Source organism: Streptomyces sp. NPDC054757 (assembly GCF_053612185.1).
On record NZ_JBSHBW010000003.1, the window covers coordinates 369,987 to 387,114 of the forward strand.

The window sequence follows — 17,128 nt, forward strand, 5'->3', positions numbered from 1 at the left end:
TGCGGCAGTGGCCTGGACGGGGCCCGAGAGGGCCCCGGTGGTTCAGTGGAAGGTGTGCTGCTCCTGCGGGAACGTGCCGCCGACCACCTCGTCGGCGAACTCCTTCGCCGCGTCGCCGAGCGTCCGGCGGAGGTCCGCGTACTGCTTGGTGAAGCGCGGCACCTTGCCGCCCGTCAGCCCCACCATGTCTGTGTAGACGAGCACCTGCGCGTCGCACTCGGGGCCCGCGCCGATCCCGACGGTCGGGATGTGCAGGATGCGGGTGACCTCGGCGGCCAGCTCCGCGGGTACGAGTTCCAGGACGACCGCGAACGCGCCGGCGTCCTGTACGGACTTGGCGTCGCGCAGCAGCTGCTGCGCGGCCTCCTCGCCGCGGCCCTGCACCCGGTAGCCCATCGAGTTGACGGACTGCGGTGTCAGCCCGATGTGCCCCATGACGGGGATGCCGGACTGCACCAGCAGCTCGATCTGCTGGTGCGAGCGCTCACCGCCCTCCAGCTTCACCGCGCCCACACCCGCCTCCTTGACCAGGCGCGTCGCACTGCGCAGCGCCTGGACCGGGCCCTCCTGGTAGGCGCCGAAGGGCAGGTCGCCGACGATCAGCGCCCGCGAGGTGCCGCGTACCACGGCGGCGGCGAGCATCGTCATCTCGTCGAGGGTGACCGGGACCGTGGTCTCGTACCCGAGGTGGCAGTTGCCCATCGAGTCGCCGACGAGCATCACCGGGATGCCTGCCTCGTCGAAGACGGAGGCGGTCATCGCGTCGTACGCGGTGAGCATGGGCCACTTCTCGCCGCGCTCCTTGGCGCCGCCGATGTCGTGGACCGTGATGCGCCTGCTGCTCCGGCCGCCGTACAGCGCCTTGCTGCTGTCGGCGGGCTTCCCGGCGGCGGGGCCACCGGCCGCAGGGGCGGAGTTCTGGTGGGCGGAGCCCTGGGGTGCGGAGCTCTCGTGGAGGGAGCTCTGGGAATCCAATGCGCGCGTCATCGCAACGCTCCTGTTCGTCATCTCGAGGCGCCCTGACGGCGTCCCCGGACCGGCTCCATGGTCGCACCCCGGCGCCACCGGGGGGAAGTGGGCTCCGGGCACGCCACCGGGGCCCGGGTAAAATCTTTACGATACGAGACGGTGTCGTATCGGAAATGCTCTACGCTGTCCGCATGACCAACTCCACGGGGCCCGTCGCAGCGCCCCGCATACCCGAAGCCGTACACCGGCGCCGCTGGGCGATCCTGGCCGCGCTGATGCTGAGCCTGCTGATCGTGGTGCTCGACAACTCCATCCTCAATGTGGCGGTCAAGACGATCGCGGCCCCCGCGCCGACCGGGCTCGGCGCCACCCAGAGCCAGCTCGAATGGGCGATCAACGCCTACACGCTGGTCTTCGCCGGACTGCTCTTCACCGCCGGCCTGCTCGGCGACCGCATCGGCCGCAAGAAGGTCCTGCTCTTCGGGCTCGCGGTCTTCGGTTTCGGCTCGGTGTTCGCCGCCCTCTCCACCTCGCCGGCCGAACTCGTCGCGTTCCGGGCCGTGATGGGGCTCGGCGGGGCCTTCGTGATGCCTGCCACCCTCGCCGTCCTGATGAACGTCTTCGAGCGGGACGAGCAGCCCAAGGCCATCGGCATCTGGGCCGGCGGCGTCGGCCTGGCCATCGCGATCGGCCCGATCACCGGCGGTGTGCTCCTCGAACACTTCTGGTGGGGCTCGGTGTTCCTGGTCAATGTGCCGGTCGTGGCCGTCGCGCTGATCGCGATGGTGCTGCTGGTCCCGGACTCCAGGGACCCCGCCCCCGGCCATATCGACCCGGTGGGGGTGGGCCTGTCCGTCGTCGGCCTGGTGCTGCTGGTGTACGGGATCATCCGCGGCGGCGAACTGGCCGACTTCACCGCGCCGTCCGTGCTGCTGACCACGCTCGGCGGGATCGCCGTGCTGACCGGCTTCGTGCTGTACGAGAAGCGCAGCAGCCACCCGGCCATCGACGTCACCTACTTCAGGAACCCGGCGTTCTCCGCGGCCGTCGCCGCCATCGCCCTGGTCTTCTTCGCGCTGATGGGCGTCACCTTCTTCTCGGCCTTCTACATGCAGAGCGTCCGCGGCTACAGCGCGCTGGAGTCCGGCCTCCTGCTGCTGCCGCTCGCCGCGGCCCAGATGATCTTCTCGCCGCGGGCCAGGCTCGTCGTCGAACGGTTCGGCGCCCGCGCCGTCTGCACGGCCGGCATGGTGCTGGTCGCCGCCGGACTCGGCTGCTTCGCGTTCTTCGGCGCCGGTACGCCCGTCTGGGTGATGGAGGTCGTCTTCTTCGCCATGGGGACGGGAATGGCCCACATCATGCCGCCGGTCACGGTCTCGATCATGCAGTCGCTGCCCCGTGAGAAGGCCGGTTCCGGATCCGCGATCAACAACACCTTCCGCCAGGTCGGCGGGGCGCTCGGGGTCGCCGTACTGGGGTCCGTGCTCTCCGCCACCTACCGCGGTGACATCGAGGGGCATCTCGGCGCGCTGCCGCCCGGTGCGCGCAAGGCGGCGGGGGAGTCGATCGAGGCGACCCTGGGCGTCGCGGAGAAGCTCGGCCCCGCGGGCCGGACGCTCGCGGCCCACGCGGACACCGCGTTCCTGCACGCCATGCATGTGACGGCGCTCGGCTCGGCCGGGGTCGCGCTGCTCGGCGCCGTCGTGGTCGCCGTCTTCCTGCCGGGCAGGCCCGGGACCGGCGCCGTCGGAGCCAGGGCGGAAGAGTCGGTTCCGGCGTCAGCGACAATCGGTATGGACTGACTCGGCAGGGACTGACACGGACAGCGAGAGGCGGAGCGGGCGTGCCCCCGACGGAACAGCGGAACAGGCCGGCTGAGCAGCGGCGCGGGCGGCCGCGCTCGGAAGCGGTCGAGCGGTCGATCGTCGAGGCCGTGGTGAAGCTGCTGGAGGAGGGCGTCCCGCTGACCGAGGTGTCCATCGAACGCGTGGCCCGTACGGCGGGCGTCGGCAAGGCGACCATCTACCGCCGCTGGAAGGGCAAGGAGGAGCTCTTCATCGATGTGCTCAAGGCCATCGAGCCCGCCGCCCCCGAGCTACAGGGCACCTCGGTCCGCGACCATCTGGTCGCGATGCTCGAATCGCTGCGCCTGCAGGGCCTCGCGAAGCGCTCGTCCACGCTGCTGTACAACGTCTTCGCACAGATGCAGAGCTATCCGGAGCTCTGGCGGGCCTATCACGACACGGTCGTCGAGGCCCGGCGCCGGATGGGCGCCGAGGTCGTCCGCCGGGGGATCGAGGAGGGCGCGATCCGCTCCGACCTGGCCCCGGACCTGATCAACGACCTGTTCGTGGGGCCGATGCTGCTGCGTACCGTGCTCCGCCCCGACGCGGAGCTCGACGACGGTCTGGCGGCCCGGCTCGTGGACGCGCTCCTGGAGGGTCTCGCCCCTCGGGAGCGCGGGTCCGACCCGGGGCAGCACGGCTGAAATATGCGCATTCCGTCACAACCGGAACTCCAGTACTGCCTGCCACGTCCTCGTGACAGTACGGCCGTGTCATCACGGCGCGGAAAGAGCCGCTCGATCGCTTAGTGTCAGGGGCGGTACGGCGTGCACGGCAAGGCAGCGAGGGCAATGGTATGGCGCAGGCGCACTTCACGGACACGGACACGGAGCACGGCGGCTCGGAGTACGGGCGTTCCGAATCCGGTGCCCGGCGTCTGTTCGGCGGGCGCTGGCGGGGTGACCGCGGGATCTGGCGCCGCGGCATCGTCCTCGCGTGCTTCGCCGTGCTGCTCACGCTGACGATGCTCTTCCACGCCCGCATCCCCAACGACATCGGCAACCTCGGCAGCCTCACCGAGACCTTCCTGCCGTGGCTGGGTGTGGTCGGTGTCCCTGTCCTGCTCATTCTGGCGCTGCTGCGCCGCTCGGCCACCGCGCTGATCGTCCTGCTGCTGCCGGTCATCGTCTGGCTGAACACCTTCGGCGGACTGATCAGCCACAAGTCGGCCGCCGGCGGCGATCTGGTGGTCGCCACCCACAACGTGAACGCGGACAACCCCGATCCGGTGGGCACCGCGAAGAAGGTCGCCGCCTCGGGCGCCGATGTGGTCGCCCTGGAGGAGCTGGCCTCGGGCAAGGCCCCGGTGTACGAGAAGGCTCTCGCCTCCACCTACCCGTACCACGCGGTGGAGGGCACGGTCGGGCTCTGGAGCAAGTACCCGATGGGCGACACCGAGCCGGTCAACATAAGGCTCGGCTGGACCCGCGCCATGCGGGCCACGGTGGCCACGCCCAAGGGCAGGGTCGCCGTCTATGTCGCGCACCTGCCCTCGGTACGGGTGAAGCTCGACGCCGGGTTCACCGCATCGCAGCGCGACCAGAGCGCGGACGCGCTGGGCGCGGCCATCAAGCGGGAGCCGATGCACGACGTGGTGCTGCTCGGCGACCTCAACGGGACGATGAACGACCGTTCGCTGGATGCCGTGACCTCGCAGATGCGCTCCACCCAGGGCGCGGCGGGCAACGGCTTCGGCTTCAGCTGGCCCGCGCGCTTCCCGATGGCGCGGATCGACCAGATCATGGTCAGGGGCGCCGACCCGGTCTCCTCCTGGACGCTGCCCAGCACCGGCAGCGACCATCTGCCGATCGCGGCCCGCCTCAAGCTGTAGGCGCAAGCGCCCGGAGACAGGGGCCCGCGGGAGATACGCGTCACTTAACGCGGTATTCACCTGCCGGAACAATGCGGCGGGGAGACTTTGTTCAGCAAGAGAACTTAAGCTGGTCTCCCCGTGCGCCGTCGCACCGTCGTACCGGGCCCCGTGTCCCCGCTCTCGTAAGAGAAGGTCTCCCTCCATGCCCCTGGCCCTGCTCGCGCTGGCCATCTCCGCGTTCGGCATCGGCACCACCGAGTTCGTGATGATGGGCCTGCTGCCCAACGTCGCCGGTGACCTGGGCACCTCCGTGCCCACCGCGGGTTATCTCGTCTCCGCCTACGCGGTCGGCGTCGTCATCGGCGCCCCGCTGCTCACCGCGCTCGGCTCCCGCATCCCGCGCAAGCGGATGCTGCTGCTCCTGATGGGTCTGTTCACCGTCGGCAACCTGGCGTCCGCCTTCGCACCCGGCTTCGGCTGGCTGCTGGCGGGGCGGGTGCTTGCCGGGCTGCCGCACGGCGCCTTCTTCGGCGTCGGCGCGGTCGTCGCGTCCGGCCTGGTCGACGAGGGCAGGCGCGGCCGGGCCGTGGCCACCATGTTCCTCGGTCTGACCGTCGCCAATATCGTCGGCGTCCCCGCGGCGACCCTGCTCGGACAGCACCTCGGCTGGCGCGCCACCTTCGTCGTGGTCGGTGTGATCGGCCTGGTGGCGCTGGCCGCGCTGGCCCGGCTCGTCCCGTACGTCCCCGTCGACGCGCACCAGGGCCTGCGCCACGAGGTGCGCGCCCTCGGCAACCGTCAGGTGCTCCTCGGACTGCTCACCGCCGTCTTCGGCTTCGCCGGGGTCTTCGCCGTCTACAGCTACCTCGCCTCGATCACCACCGAGGTGATGGGCCTCTCCGAGTCCTCGGTGACCCTGGTGCTCGCCCTCTTCGGCATCGGTATGACGCTGGGCGCGCTGGCCGCGGGGCCGCTGAGCGACCGGGCCCTGCGCCCCACGGTGTACGGATCGTTGGGCGGGCTCGCCGTCGTGCTGGCCGCGTTCGACTTCACCGTCCATGTGAAGTGGGCCGCGCTGGTCAGTGTGGTGCTCCTCGGAGCGGTCGGTTTCATGACCACCACCCCGCTGCAGATGCTGGTGATGAAGAAGGCCAGCTCGGCGCCGACGCTGGCATCGGCCTCCAACCACTCCGCCTTCAACCTGGCCAACGCGGGCGGCGCCTGGCTCGGCGGGGTCGCCATCGCGGCCGGCTGGGGCTGGATGTCACCGACCCTGGTGGGCGCGGGACTGGCCGTGATCGGCCTCGCCATCGCGGTGACCGCCGGGGTCCTGGACCGCGGTACGCCGAAGGGGGCCTCCCGCGTGGTCGCGGAGGGCCCCCGTACGGAGCGTGCGCTCAGCTCGTCTCGCGCCAGCGGTTCGTGATCGGCAGCCGCCGGTCCTTGCCGAACCCCTTCGCGGAGATCTTGGTGCCCGGCGGGTACTGACGGCGCTTGTACTCCGCGGTGTCCACCATCCGGAGCGTCTTCGCCACCAGCTCCGGGTCGAACCCGGCCGCGACGATGGTGTCGAGGCCCTGGTCGGCGTCGACGTACCGCGCCAGGATCGCGTCGAGCACCTCGTAGTCCGGCAGCGAGTCCGTGTCGACCTGGCCGGGGCGCAGCTCGGCGCTGGGCGGCTTGGAGATCGAGTTCTCCGGGATCGGCGGGGTCTGGCCCCGCTCGGCCGCTGCCCGGTTGCGCCACTCGGCGAGCCGGAAGATGGAGGTCTTGTAGACGTCCTTGATCGGCCCGTACGCGCCGACCGAGTCGCCGTAGAGCGTCGAATACCCCACGGCCAGCTCGGACTTGTTGCCCGGCGCGAGCACGATCTGGCCCTCCTGGTTGGAGAGGGCCATCAGGGTGGTGCCGCGCAGCCGCGACTGGAGGTTCTCCTCGGCCAGGCCGGTGAGCGAGAGCGACTCCATGTACGCGTCGAACATCGGGGCGATCTCGACGGTCCGGTAGTTCAGCCCGGTGCGCCGGGCCAGCTCGGCCGCGTCGTCCCGGGAGTGGTCCGACGAGTACTTGGACGGCATGGACACGCCGTACACGTTCTTCGCACCGAGGGCGTCACAGGCGATGGCCGCGACGAGCGCCGAGTCGATACCGCCGGAGAGCCCGATCAGCACCGAGGAGAAGCCGTTCTTCGCGGCGTACGCCCGCAGCCCCACCACCAGCGCGGTGTACAGCTCCTCGTCGTCGTCCAGGCGGTCCGCGTAGCCGCCGGGCAGTTCGGCCGGGTAGGCGGGAAGGGGCTCGTCGGAGAGTGTGACGTGTTCGATGCGCAGCCCGTCGGCCACGACGCCGGCGGGGACCTGGCCCGCGGCCGGCAGCTCCAGGTCGACCACCACACAGCCCTCGGTGAACTGCGGTGCCCGTGCGACGACTTCGCCGTCCCGGTCGACCACGATCGAGTCGCCGTCGTAGACCAGCTCGTCCTGGCCGCCGGTCATCGCGACGTACGCGGTGGTGCAGCCGGCCTCCCTGGCCCGCCTGCGGACCAGTTCGAGGCGCTGGTCGTCCTTGTTCAGCTCGTAGGGCGACGCGTTGATCGAGACCAGCAGCCCGGCCCCCGCGGACCGGGTGGCGGGGACCCGGCCGCCGTCCTGCCAGAGGTCCTCGCAGATGGCGAGCGCGACATCGACGCCGTGCACCCGGATCACCGGGAGGGTCTCGCCCGGGACGAAGTAGCGGAACTCGTCGAAGACGCCGTAGTTCGGCAGATGGTGTTTGGAGAAGGTCAGCGCGACATCCCCGCGGTGCAGCACGGCCCCGGCGTCCCGCGGGGCGCCCGCCGGCTGCCCGTAGCGGGGCTGGGCCTTCTCGGTGCGGTCGAGGTAGCCGACGACGACAGGGACGTCCCCGAACCCCTCGGCGGCCAGCCGTGCGGCGAGCGCGCGCAGCGCGGCCCGGGACGCGTCGACGAAGGACGACCGCAGGGCCAGGTCCTCGACGGGGTATCCGGTCAGCATCATCTCGGGGAACGCCACCAGATGGGCGCCCTGCCCGACGGAGTGCCGGGTCCAGTGGACGATCGCCTCGGCGTTCCCGGCGAGGTCACCGACGGTCGAGTCGATCTGATTCAGTGCGAGGCGTAGTTGAGGCACCCCGCCAGTGTAATCGTCTCTCTGACGCGATGTCCTGTCGGGAGGGTGCGCGGTATGTCACTGCGAAACGGCCCCGCCCCCACCCGTCGTACAGGTGGGGGCGGGGCCGCGCAGCTGGCTGCCGCGTGCGACGCGAGGTCACCGCGGCGGTGTGCCGCCGTTACCGGTCAGCGCCTGGCGAAGGAGCTGAGGTAGGTGCGTCCCGGGCTGCCGACACCGGTCACGTCGTCGTAGCCGACGGTGGCGACCAGCGACGAGTCCGCGCCGAGCGTCCGCAGCGAGGTCAGCAGACCGCCGCTCGCGTCGACACTGTTGGCGAAGTCGACCCGGACGACCGACTGGGTGCGGCCCGCGCCCAGCGGGTGGTCCGTGACGTCGTGGTACGCCGCGGTGCCGTAGCGGGAGTAGATCGACGGGTTGGCGAACCCGATCGGAACCCCGTGCTGCGCCTGCTGCGCCAGCGCCTGGATGCCCGCGATGACCGGAGCCGCCAGCGAGGTGCCGCCGATGCGGTACTCGCTGTACTGCTGCGAACCGTCCGGGAAGGTCTGCGTCTGGCCCACCAGGAACCCGGTGTTCGGGTCGGCGACCGCGGAGATGTCAGGGATGGTGCGCATGGCCGTCTTGCCGTTGGCCTTGGCGAGCTTCCCGGGCACCACATTGCGCTGGTAGAACGGCTGCGCCACGGTCTTGCTGGTGCCGCCGCCCGCGCCGCCGTTGAAGGTGCCGGGGAACGCGGCCCAGTTCTTCCCGTTGGCCGACAGGTTCGACTTCAGTGTGCCCCAGCCGGTCTCCCACTGGTACTTGTCACCCTTGCCGACGGCGAGGGCAGTGCCGCCGACCGCCGTCACCCAGGCGGAGTTGGCGGGGGTGTCGACCTGCTTCGTACCGGTGTTGGCGACCTCGTCGCCGTTGTCGCCGGTGGAGAAGTAGAAGCCGATGCCCTCGACCGCGCCCAGCTGGAAGACCTGGTCGTAGGCGGCCGCCGAGGCCGGCGTCTGGTTGGCCTCGATGTCGCCCCAGGAGTTGGAGACGATGTCGGCGAGGTGGTTGTCCACGACCTTGCCGAGCGAGTCGAGCAGCGCGTTGTCGTCGCAGGAGGCGGCACCGACGTACACGATGTCCGACTTGGGCGCCACCGCGTGCACGGCCTGGACGTCGAGGGTCTCCTCGCCGTACCAGCCGGCCGCGCCGCACTCGTCGATGTCGGTGTAGTCGCTCGGCAGCACCTGCGAGAGCTGGCCCTTGGCGTACGCGCTGTCGCCGTTGCGCTTGGCGTACTTGGCCGCGTCCTGGGCGATGGTCGGCGAGGCGTAGGCGTCCGTGATGGCGACCGTGACGCCCTTGCCGGTCCTGTTGCCCGCGCCGTAGGCGGCCCGCAACTGCTTGCCGGTGTAGCCCTTGACCGCGTAGGGGGCCTTCTCGCCGTACGCGTTCGGGAGCTTCTTGTTGACCTTCTGGCCGTAGTACGACGACATCGGCCCGGCGTTCTTGAAGACCGCGCTGGGCGGGGGCAGCGTCGTGGTGTCGTGCTTGACGTTGTGCGGGGCGTTGTCGAGGCCGACCACCGTCAGCACCGCACCCTGGAGGGACGCGGGCGCGGAGGCCGTGGCCGTCGGGGCCCGGTAGGTCTTGCTGCCCTTGCGGTAGTTGTGCAGCTGGGTCGAGAACGCCTTCTCGGCCGCGCTGACGTCACCGCTGACCGAGACATAGTGCTGGTTCGCGCCGGTGACCTTCAGACCCGACGACTTCAGCCAGGCCTTGACCTGCTTGATCTGCTCGGGCGTCGCACCGAAGCGGGCCTTGGCCTGCTTCGCGCTCAGGTACTTGCCGTAGGAGGCGGACTGCGGGTCCGACACCTCCTTCGCGTACGCCGACAGGCCCTGGGCGTCGCGCCCGGCCAGATAGACGCGCGCGTTCACCTGGCCGGAATTCGCGCTCGCGCCACGGTCGGCGGTGGCCTTCGCCCACAGCGGCTTGGTGCCCTGGAGCGCGTGACGGCTGCCCGTACCGGAGTCGGCGTTGGCGCTGGGTATGGACAGAGCCAGCGCGCCGGCGAGCAGTGGCAGTGTCGCTGCCACGCTCAGGCCGGCGCGCATTCTTGAGCGGCTGGATCTCATGGAACCCCCTGTGTCGCGGTTCGTCGCAGGTACGCGTGTACGCCACACCTTGCCCGATGAACTGCTCATGCCAGGGGCATGCGATGACCAAGAAGAACTCAAGGAACGGTCATGAACGGGCAGTTGATCCCGTTGTTGCCGAAGCGCCCCTTTCCTTCAGCAGATCGGCCATGAGCTGCACTTCGGACTGCTGCGCGGCGACCATCCCCTGCGCCAGCTTCTTCTCCGCGCCGGTCCGGCACAGCTGCACACAGCCTTCCGCCATGTGGATCCCGCCCTTGTGATGGGCCGTCATCAGCTGGAGGTAGCGGATCTCCGCCTTCCTGCCGCTCAGCTTCCGCAGGGTGTCCAGCTGCGCCGTCGTCGCCATACCGGGCATCAACGCCCCATCGGTGGACGGCTCCTGGCCCATCCCCATCCACTCCATCGGCAGCCGGTCGGCGTCGCTCACCGGCAGCCCCCAGAGATTCAGCCAGCCCGTCATCATGCCGCGCTGGTTGGCCTGGGTGTTGGCGATGTCGTACGCGAGGCGGCGCACATCGGCGTTCCCGGTGCGGTCCCGCACGATGAACGACATCTCCACGGCCTGCTGGTGGTGGACCGACATATCACGGGCGAAACCGGCATCGGCCGAACCCGCCGAGGGCACCCCCGCGACGCGAGCGGTGGACACATGGCCGCCGCCCCCGGTGGTGAACGCCATGGTCGCGGCGGCCGCGCAGAGCAGTACGAGGACGGCGGCGGCGACGGCCATCAGCCGGGTGCTCCTGGTCACTGGCCGTCCAGCCCGCCCGTGCACGCCGCACCCGGTTCCGGGGTCTGCGGGCCCTGCACGTACTTGGTGAAGAACTGGTTCACCCTCGGGTCGTCGGCGCCGTCCACCGTCAGCTGCTTGCCCCAGGCGCTGAGCATGATCGCGCCCGACTGGCCGGGGTACGGGCTCATCAGCGAGTACGGGGTCCTGGCCACCTTCGCGCCGAGCTTCTTCACATCGCCCGACGGCGCCTTGTCCGTGTACGTGACCCAGACCGAGCCGTGCTCAAGGGAGTGGACGGCGTTCATGTCGGGGAGCGGCTTGGTGTAGACGTTCCCGTTGCAGTTCATCCAGACCTGGTTGTGGTCCCCGCCCACCGGCGGCGTCATCGGGTAGTCCACCTTCTTGGTGACATGGGTGCGGCCGAGCTTCTTGATGTCCCAGTCCCGCTCGCCCTTGATGGGCCCGGCCGTCGTACCGCCGTCCGCCTTGCTGTCGGACGCGCCGCTGCCGGAGGCGGTGTTGGCGCTCTCGTCGTCGCTGTCGGCGCTGACGAGATAGGTGCCGAAGCCGATCAGCCCCGCGAAGGCGACGGCCGCCACCGCGATCACGGCGATACGGACCCGCCGCTCACGCGACCTCTCGGAGCGGCGCATCTCCTCTATACGGGTCCTGCGATCGTTCTTCGAGCCCTGAGTCGAAGCCATCGATGAGTCCTCAAGTCCTGGTCGGATACGGACGGTCCGGGGGCTCAGATCGTAGTGGCGGGGCACACGGCATGGCACAGGGGCCGGACAGCCGGAGTGCGGCACTGTGGCCGGGGGCACCGGCACACGGAGGTGGACGAAGGGTGCACAAGTATGCGATCGCCGCGGAAGTGCTGCTCTGGTGGGTGCTCCTGACGGCGTTGTGGCTGGTTCTCATCAGCACCGTGGATGTACTGGAGACGGTGGTCGGAGCGGCCCTGGCGCTGCCCGCCGCCGTCGCGGCCCGCGCGGCACGTACGGCGGTGAGCCGGCGGTGAACGGCTGGCTGTTCGCCGCCGCCGCGGTGCTGGTGTGCGGAGTGGCACCGACGCTCTGGGGGGTGGCCACCGGACCGCTGCGGCGCCGGGTCGTCGCCCAGAACCAGGCCACCCTGCTCGTCTGCCTCGCCCTGCTGCTGCTCGCCCAGGGGTTCCGCCGCCCCTCCGCGTACACCGATCTCGCCCTCGTGCTGGCCGTACTCGGCCCGGTCGGCACCCTGGTGTACGCCCGGCTGCTCGCCGACGACCTGGCGGACGACCCGCCGCGCAGCTCCAGGACCACCTGGCCGGCCGTCGCCGCCACGGTGCTGGTCGTGCTGCCGCTGTGTGTGGTCACCGGAGCGAGCCGCGCGACGGTCAAGCTGCTCGTCATCGGCGCCCTGCTGATCGCGGGCAACATCGTCGCGTCCCGGGCGCTCGACGACCCGGTCCCGGAGGCGGCCCATGACTGAAGCCCTGACCGCCATCGCCCTGCTGCTGGTCGCGGGCGCCGCCACCGCTGCCGTCCTGGTCCGCGACCCCGCCCGGCAGGCGCTGGTCCTCTCGCTCCTCGGCCTCTCCCTGGCCGTGCTCTTCACCGTCCTCCAGGCCCCCGACGTGGCGCTCTCGCAGCTCGCGGTGGGCTCGGCGCTCACCCCGCTGCTGGTGCTCCTCTGCGTACGCAAGGTCCGCCGCAGGCGCGGTGCCGAGCAAAAGAGGCGGAGCGGATGAGCCGGCGGATGCGCCTGTGGGTACTGGTCGTCGGCCTGGCCGGAATCGCCGCCATGCTCGCCGGGGCCTACCGGCTGCTCCCCCGTTTCGGCGGCGACATCCATCCGTACGGTGAGCGCGCGGTACGGGCCGCGCTGGGCCGGCACACCGCCAACGTCATCTCATCCGTCAACTTCGACCAGCGGGCCTTCGACACCCTGGGCGAGGAGAGCATCCTCTTCGGCGCGGTCCTCGGCACGGTCGTGCTGCTGCGCCAGACCCGGGGTGAGCGGCAGTACCGTCCCGAGCCCGCACCCGTCCTGCCGTCCGTGCGCCGCTACGCGCTGGTGGCGCTGCCGGTCACGCTGCTCGCGGGGATGTATGTGGTCGCGCACGGCCAGCTCAGCCCCGGCGGCGGATTCCAGGGCGGTGTCGTCATGGCCACCGCGCTGCATCTGCTCTACATCGCGGTCGACTACCGGGCGCTGGAGCGGATCCGGCCCATCGGCGTCTACCACATCGGGGACGCGGCGGGGGAGGGCGCCTATCTGGTCCTGGGGCTCGCGGGGCTGCTCTGCGGGACGTCCTTCCTCGCCAACTTCCTCCCTTACGGCACCTTCAACACCCTCGCGTCGGGCGGGACCGTGCCGCTGCTCAACGCGGCCATCGGGGTGGAGGTCGCCTGCGCGGTGGTCGTCCTCCTGGCCGGCTTCCTCGACCAGGCGCTGGAGATCGAGGAGACGGAAAGCAGGACGGGGCAGACAGAGACGGGGCAGACGGAGACGGGACAGACGGAGAGCAGGACGGGACAGACGGAGACGGGACAGACGGAGACGGGGAAGACGGAGACAGACAGGGAGCGGGAATGATGTCCGTACTGCCGTACGCGACCGCCGGGTGGATCTTCCTCATCGGGGTCTACGGCCTCGCCACCAGCCGTAACCTCATCCACGCCGTCGGATGCCTCGCCGTCTGCCAGTCCTCCACCTATGTCCTGCTGCTCTCCGTCGGCTACCGCGACGGCGGGACCGCCCCGGTCTTCTCCGACCTGAAGCCGGGCGCACGGCCCCTGGTGGACCCCGTCGTACAGGCGCTCGCCCTCACCGATGTGGTGGTCGGCGCGACCCTCACCGCACTGCTGCTCGCCCTCGTCGTACAGATCGACAAACGGCACTCGACGGTCGACCCCGACGAACTCTCCGAGCTGCGCGGATGACCGGGTCCGGGCAGCTGAACCAGCTGCTTCCGCTGATCGTGGCGCTGCCGCTCACCGGCGCCGTCGTCCTGGTCGCCGCCGGACGCAGACTGCCCAGGTCCGCCGCCGAGGTGGTCGGCGCCGTCTTCGCCGCCGGCACCGCCGCGCTCGCCGCCGTGCTGCTCGCGGGCGGCTCGGACCACGCGGCCGAATGGGTCGGCGGCTGGACCCCCGAGCACGGGCGGAGCGTCGGCATCGTCCTGACCGGCGACCCGCTCGCGCTGGGGCTCGCCACGCTGACCTCGCTGCTCGTCGTCGCCGTACTCGCCTACTCCTGGCGGTACTTCGACGAGCCGCCGTTGCGGCACGCCGGGGCGTTCCCCGCGCTCGTGCTGCTCTTCCAGGCCGGTATGTGCGGTTTCGTCCTCACCGGAGACCTCTTCAACGCCTTCGTCTTCTTCGAGCTGATGAGCGTGGTCGCCTACGCGCTCACCGGCTACCGGGTCGAGGAGGCGAAGGCGGTCCAGGGCGCGCTCACCTTCGGCGTCGTCAACTCGCTCGGCGCGTACGCCACCCTCACCGGGATCGTGCTGCTCTACGCCCGCACCGGCGAACTGGGCATGCGGGCCATCGGACGGCGCCTCGACGAGCAGGGCCGGCCGGACGCCCTGGTCCTCACCGCCTTCGTCCTGGTCCTCACCGGGCTGCTGGTCAAGGCGGCGGCCGTCCCCTTCCACTTCTGGCTCCCCGACGCGCACGCGGTCGCCCCCACCCCCGTCTGCATGCTGCTCTCCGGGGTCATGGTCGAGCTGGGTGTCTACGGCACGGGGCGGGTCTACTGGACCGTGTTCGCCGGTCCCGGCGGGGTCCCGGCGCACGACGCGGAACGGGCCCTGGTGACCCTCGGTGTGCTGACCGCACTGGTCGGGGCCGTCATGTGCTGGTACCAGCGCCACCTCAAACGCCTGCTGGCCTTCTCGACCGTCGCGCACACCGGCCTTTTCCTCGTCGGCATCGGACTGCTCACCCCGCAGGCCTCGTCGGGCGTCGCGCTGTACGTACTCGGGCACGCGGGCGTGAAGGCGGCGCTCTTCGCCTGCGCCGGTATCCTCCTCGACCGCTACGGCTCGATCGACGAGCACGAACTGCACGGCCGGGCGCGCGGACTCCCGTTCGTCGGGGCGCTGTTCACGGTCGGCGGTCTTGCACTCGCCGGGTTGCCGCCCTTCGGTACGGCGCTCGGCAAGGCGGTCATCGAGGAGTCGGCCGGCGCACCCCTCACGGTGCTCTGCGTCGCGGTGTCGGCGCTCACCGGGGGAGCGGTGCTGCGGGTCGCCGCGCGGGTCTTCGGCGGGTTCGGGCGGCGCCCCGGCGAGCAGCACGGCGGAGCGTACGAGACGAGCGGGGAGCACGAGGAGCCGGAGACCGGCGGACGGCCGCTGTCCCGTGTCCCCGACACCATGCTCGTCGTACCGGCGGTGCTGCTCGCCGCGGCGCTGGCCGTAGGTCTGGTGCCGGACATCGCGGCAGCCGCCGGCCATGCGCTGGACGAGGCCGTGCCGGGGAGGGCGGAGCACCCGCCGCAGTGGTCGGCCGCCGGAGTGCTCCTGGGAGTGCTGTCCACGGCGCTCGCCGCGGCCCTCGCCACCGTTGCCGTGCGCCGGCCGGACCGGGCCGGGGGGCCCGACCGGTTGTTGCAGCCGCTGCGCCGGCTCCACTCGGGGCACGTCGGCGACTACGTCGCCTGGCTCGCGGCGGGGGCTTCGCTCCTTGGCGCGCTGGTCCGCTGGTGACCCGTACGGCGCCGAGCGGTGACCTGTACGACGCCGAGCGGTGACCTGCACGACGTCGAGCGGTGACCTGCACGACGTCGAGCGGTGACCTGTACGACGCCGAGCGGTGACCCGTACAACGCCGACAACGTACCCGGGTGTTCGCCGTCCCCACGGCCCTCACCGCGGCCGCGGGGAAGGCCGGAGACCCTGACTCGTTCACGGCCTCCACGTGACCCACAATGGAGGCTGCGGGACACCCGAGCGGGGTGAGATGTTCGGACGAGGGTTCGCAACAAGCTGGAAATCGTGTGGTGGGATGCTCATGAGCCCCGGGGACTCCGGAGGCGTGGGAGCAGGTGGCTGACCGGCGAGGATAGGTAGGAACGGTATGGATAAGCAGCAGGAATTCGTGCTCCGTACGCTGGAGGAGCGCGACATCCGCTTTGTGCGCCTGTGGTTCACCGACGTCCTCGGGTTCCTGAAGTCGGTCGCCGTGGCGCCCGCCGAGCTTGAGCAGGCGTTCGACGAGGGCATCGGTTTCGACGGGTCGGCCATCGAGGGCTTCGCGCGGGTCTACGAGTCCGACATGATCGCCAAGCCGGACCCCAGCACCTTCCAGATCCTGCCCTGGCGTGCGGAGGCCCCCGGCACCGCCCGGATGTTCTGCGACATCCTGATGCCGGACGGCTCACCGTCCTTCGCCGACCCCCGCTATGTACTGAAGCGGATCCTGGCCAAGACCTCCGACCTGGGTTTCACCTTCTACACCCATCCGGAGATCGAGTTCTACCTCCTCAAGGACAAGCCGCTCGACGGCACCCGCCCCACCCCCGCCGACAACTCCGGCTACTTCGACCACACTCCGCAGAACGTCGGCATGGATTTCCGCCGGCAGGCGATCACCATGCTCGAATCCATGGGCATCTCGGTCGAGTTCAGCCACCACGAGGGCGCGCCGGGTCAGCAGGAGATCGATCTGCGGTACGCGGACGCGCTGTCGACCGCCGACAACATCATGACCTTCCGGCTGGTCATGAAGCAGGTCGCCCTTGAGCAGGGCGTACAGGCCACCTTCATGCCGAAGCCGTTCAGCGAGTACCCCGGCTCGGGCATGCACACCCACCTCTCCCTCTTCGAGGGTGACCGCAACGCCTTCTACGAGTCCGGCTCCGAGTACCAGCTCTCCAAGGTGGGCCGCTCCTTCATCGCGGGCCTGCTGACACACGCCGCCGAGGTCTGCGCGGTCACCAACCAGTGGGTCAACTCCTACAAGCGCATCTGGGGCGGCTCTGCCCGCAGCGCGGGCGCGGGCGGCGAGGCACCCTCGTACATCTGCTGGGGCCACAACAACCGCTCGGCGCTGATCCGCGTCCCCATGTACAAGCCAGGCAAGACCGGCTCGGCCCGGGTGGAGGTCCGCTCCATCGACTCCGGGGCCAACCCGTACCTGACGTACGCGCTCCTCCTCGCGGCCGGCCTCAAGGGCATCGAGGAGAGCTACGAACTCCCGGCAGGCGCGGACGACGACGTGTGGGCGCTCTCCGACTCGGAGCGCCGCGCGATGGGCATCGAGCCGCTGCCGCAGAACCTGGGCGAGGCGATCGAGCTGATGGAGCGCAGCGAACTGGTCGCGGAGACGCTCGGCGAGCATGTCTTCGACTTCTTCCTCCGGAACAAGAAGCAGGAGTGGGAGGAGTACCGCAGCGAGGTCACCGCTTTTGAGCTGCGGAAGAACCTGCCGGTGCTGTAGGGGCGGGCAGCCGGACCCCTTCCTGTCCGGGTCATGGCTCCGGGC

The 17,128-nt window shown here is 70.5% G+C and carries 16 protein-coding genes; 11 read left to right on the forward strand and 5 right to left on the reverse strand.

The genetic code is table 11. The features are described 5' to 3' along the window. Nucleotides 1-42: 42 nt before the first annotated feature. A complete protein-coding gene (panB, locus tag ACWGKJ_RS06800) occupies nt 43-987 on the reverse strand; it encodes a 3-methyl-2-oxobutanoate hydroxymethyltransferase (protein ID WP_453315684.1) in 945 nt (314 codons plus the stop codon). A gap of 173 nt (nt 988-1,160) precedes the next feature. On the opposite strand from panB, the gene ACWGKJ_RS06805 reads away from it, so the two are divergent. The 4 genes from ACWGKJ_RS06805 (at nt 1,161) to ACWGKJ_RS06820 (ending at nt 6,052) form a co-directional block, all read left to right on the forward strand. Next, the gene (locus ACWGKJ_RS06805) at nt 1,161-2,771 is read left to right on the forward strand and encodes an MFS transporter (RefSeq protein ID WP_385028269.1); all 1,611 of its coding nucleotides are present in this window, start codon (nt 1,161-1,163) and stop codon (nt 2,769-2,771) included. A 41-nt stretch (nt 2,772-2,812) separates the two neighbouring features. After that, nucleotides 2,813-3,457, forward strand: coding sequence for a TetR/AcrR family transcriptional regulator (locus ACWGKJ_RS06810; RefSeq protein WP_385028272.1), 645 nt, complete (start codon nt 2,813-2,815; stop codon nt 3,455-3,457). Between the two features lie 152 nt (nt 3,458-3,609). Further along, nucleotides 3,610-4,644 carry an endonuclease/exonuclease/phosphatase family protein gene (locus tag ACWGKJ_RS06815; RefSeq protein ID WP_385028275.1) on the forward strand — a complete coding sequence of 345 codons (1,035 nt, stop codon included), beginning with the start codon at nt 3,610-3,612 and terminating at the stop codon, nt 4,642-4,644. A gap of 184 nt (nt 4,645-4,828) precedes the next feature. Beyond that, nucleotides 4,829-6,052, forward strand: a complete 1,224-nt coding sequence (locus ACWGKJ_RS06820) for an MFS transporter (protein ID WP_385028277.1) — start codon at nt 4,829-4,831, stop codon at nt 6,050-6,052. On the opposite strand, the gene ACWGKJ_RS06825 is transcribed toward ACWGKJ_RS06820, so the two are convergent. The 4 genes from ACWGKJ_RS06825 to ACWGKJ_RS06840 all read right to left on the reverse strand — a co-directional run bounded on the left by ACWGKJ_RS06825 (nt 6,024) and on the right by ACWGKJ_RS06840 (nt 11,356). Then, entirely contained in the window at nt 6,024-7,775 is a 1,752-nt protein-coding gene (locus ACWGKJ_RS06825; protein WP_385028280.1) for an NAD+ synthase, read from the reverse strand. The genes ACWGKJ_RS06820 and ACWGKJ_RS06825 overlap by 29 nt on opposite strands. A gap of 167 nt (nt 7,776-7,942) precedes the next feature. Then, nucleotides 7,943-9,895 carry a S53 family peptidase gene (locus tag ACWGKJ_RS06830; protein WP_385028283.1) on the reverse strand — a complete coding sequence of 651 codons (1,953 nt, stop codon included), beginning with the start codon at nt 9,893-9,895 and terminating at the stop codon, nt 7,943-7,945. A 109-nt stretch (nt 9,896-10,004) separates the two neighbouring features. Next, complete coding sequence (locus ACWGKJ_RS06835) at nt 10,005-10,598, reverse strand: DUF305 domain-containing protein (protein ID WP_385028305.1); 594 nt, start codon at nt 10,596-10,598, stop codon at nt 10,005-10,007. Nucleotides 10,599-10,666: 68 nt separating this feature from the next. After that, entirely contained in the window at nt 10,667-11,356 is a 690-nt protein-coding gene (locus tag ACWGKJ_RS06840) for a DUF3105 domain-containing protein (protein ID WP_385028286.1), read from the reverse strand. Nucleotides 11,357-11,499: 143 nt separating this feature from the next. Between ACWGKJ_RS06840 and ACWGKJ_RS06845 the strand changes: the two genes are divergently transcribed. The 7 genes from ACWGKJ_RS06845 to ACWGKJ_RS06875 all read left to right on the forward strand — a co-directional run bounded on the left by ACWGKJ_RS06845 (nt 11,500) and on the right by ACWGKJ_RS06875 (nt 17,083). Then, nucleotides 11,500-11,673, forward strand: a complete 174-nt coding sequence (locus ACWGKJ_RS06845; protein WP_385028289.1) for a hypothetical protein — start codon at nt 11,500-11,502, stop codon at nt 11,671-11,673. Continuing rightward, nucleotides 11,670-12,125, forward strand: coding sequence for a monovalent cation/H+ antiporter complex subunit F (locus tag ACWGKJ_RS06850; RefSeq protein ID WP_385028292.1), 456 nt, complete (start codon nt 11,670-11,672; stop codon nt 12,123-12,125). Before ACWGKJ_RS06845 ends, ACWGKJ_RS06850 begins: the two co-directional genes overlap by 4 nt. After that, nucleotides 12,118-12,384, forward strand: a complete 267-nt coding sequence (locus ACWGKJ_RS06855; protein ID WP_385028295.1) for a Na(+)/H(+) antiporter subunit B — start codon at nt 12,118-12,120, stop codon at nt 12,382-12,384. Before ACWGKJ_RS06850 ends, ACWGKJ_RS06855 begins: the two co-directional genes overlap by 8 nt. Then, complete coding sequence (locus ACWGKJ_RS06860; protein WP_385028298.1) at nt 12,381-13,232, forward strand: MnhB domain-containing protein; 852 nt, start codon at nt 12,381-12,383, stop codon at nt 13,230-13,232. The genes ACWGKJ_RS06855 and ACWGKJ_RS06860 overlap by 4 nt, the downstream gene beginning before the upstream one ends. After that, nucleotides 13,232-13,579, forward strand: a complete 348-nt coding sequence (locus ACWGKJ_RS06865; protein WP_385028309.1) for a sodium:proton antiporter — start codon at nt 13,232-13,234, stop codon at nt 13,577-13,579. The genes ACWGKJ_RS06860 and ACWGKJ_RS06865 overlap by 1 nt, the downstream gene beginning before the upstream one ends. A 14-nt stretch (nt 13,580-13,593) precedes the next feature. Continuing rightward, nucleotides 13,594-15,351, forward strand: a complete 1,758-nt coding sequence (locus ACWGKJ_RS06870) for a complex I subunit 5 family protein (protein ID WP_385028312.1) — start codon at nt 13,594-13,596, stop codon at nt 15,349-15,351. A gap of 370 nt (nt 15,352-15,721) precedes the next feature. Then, nucleotides 15,722-17,083 carry a glutamine synthetase family protein gene (locus tag ACWGKJ_RS06875; RefSeq protein WP_164259935.1) on the forward strand — a complete coding sequence of 454 codons (1,362 nt, stop codon included), beginning with the start codon at nt 15,722-15,724 and terminating at the stop codon, nt 17,081-17,083. Nucleotides 17,084-17,128: the final 45 nt, after the last annotated feature.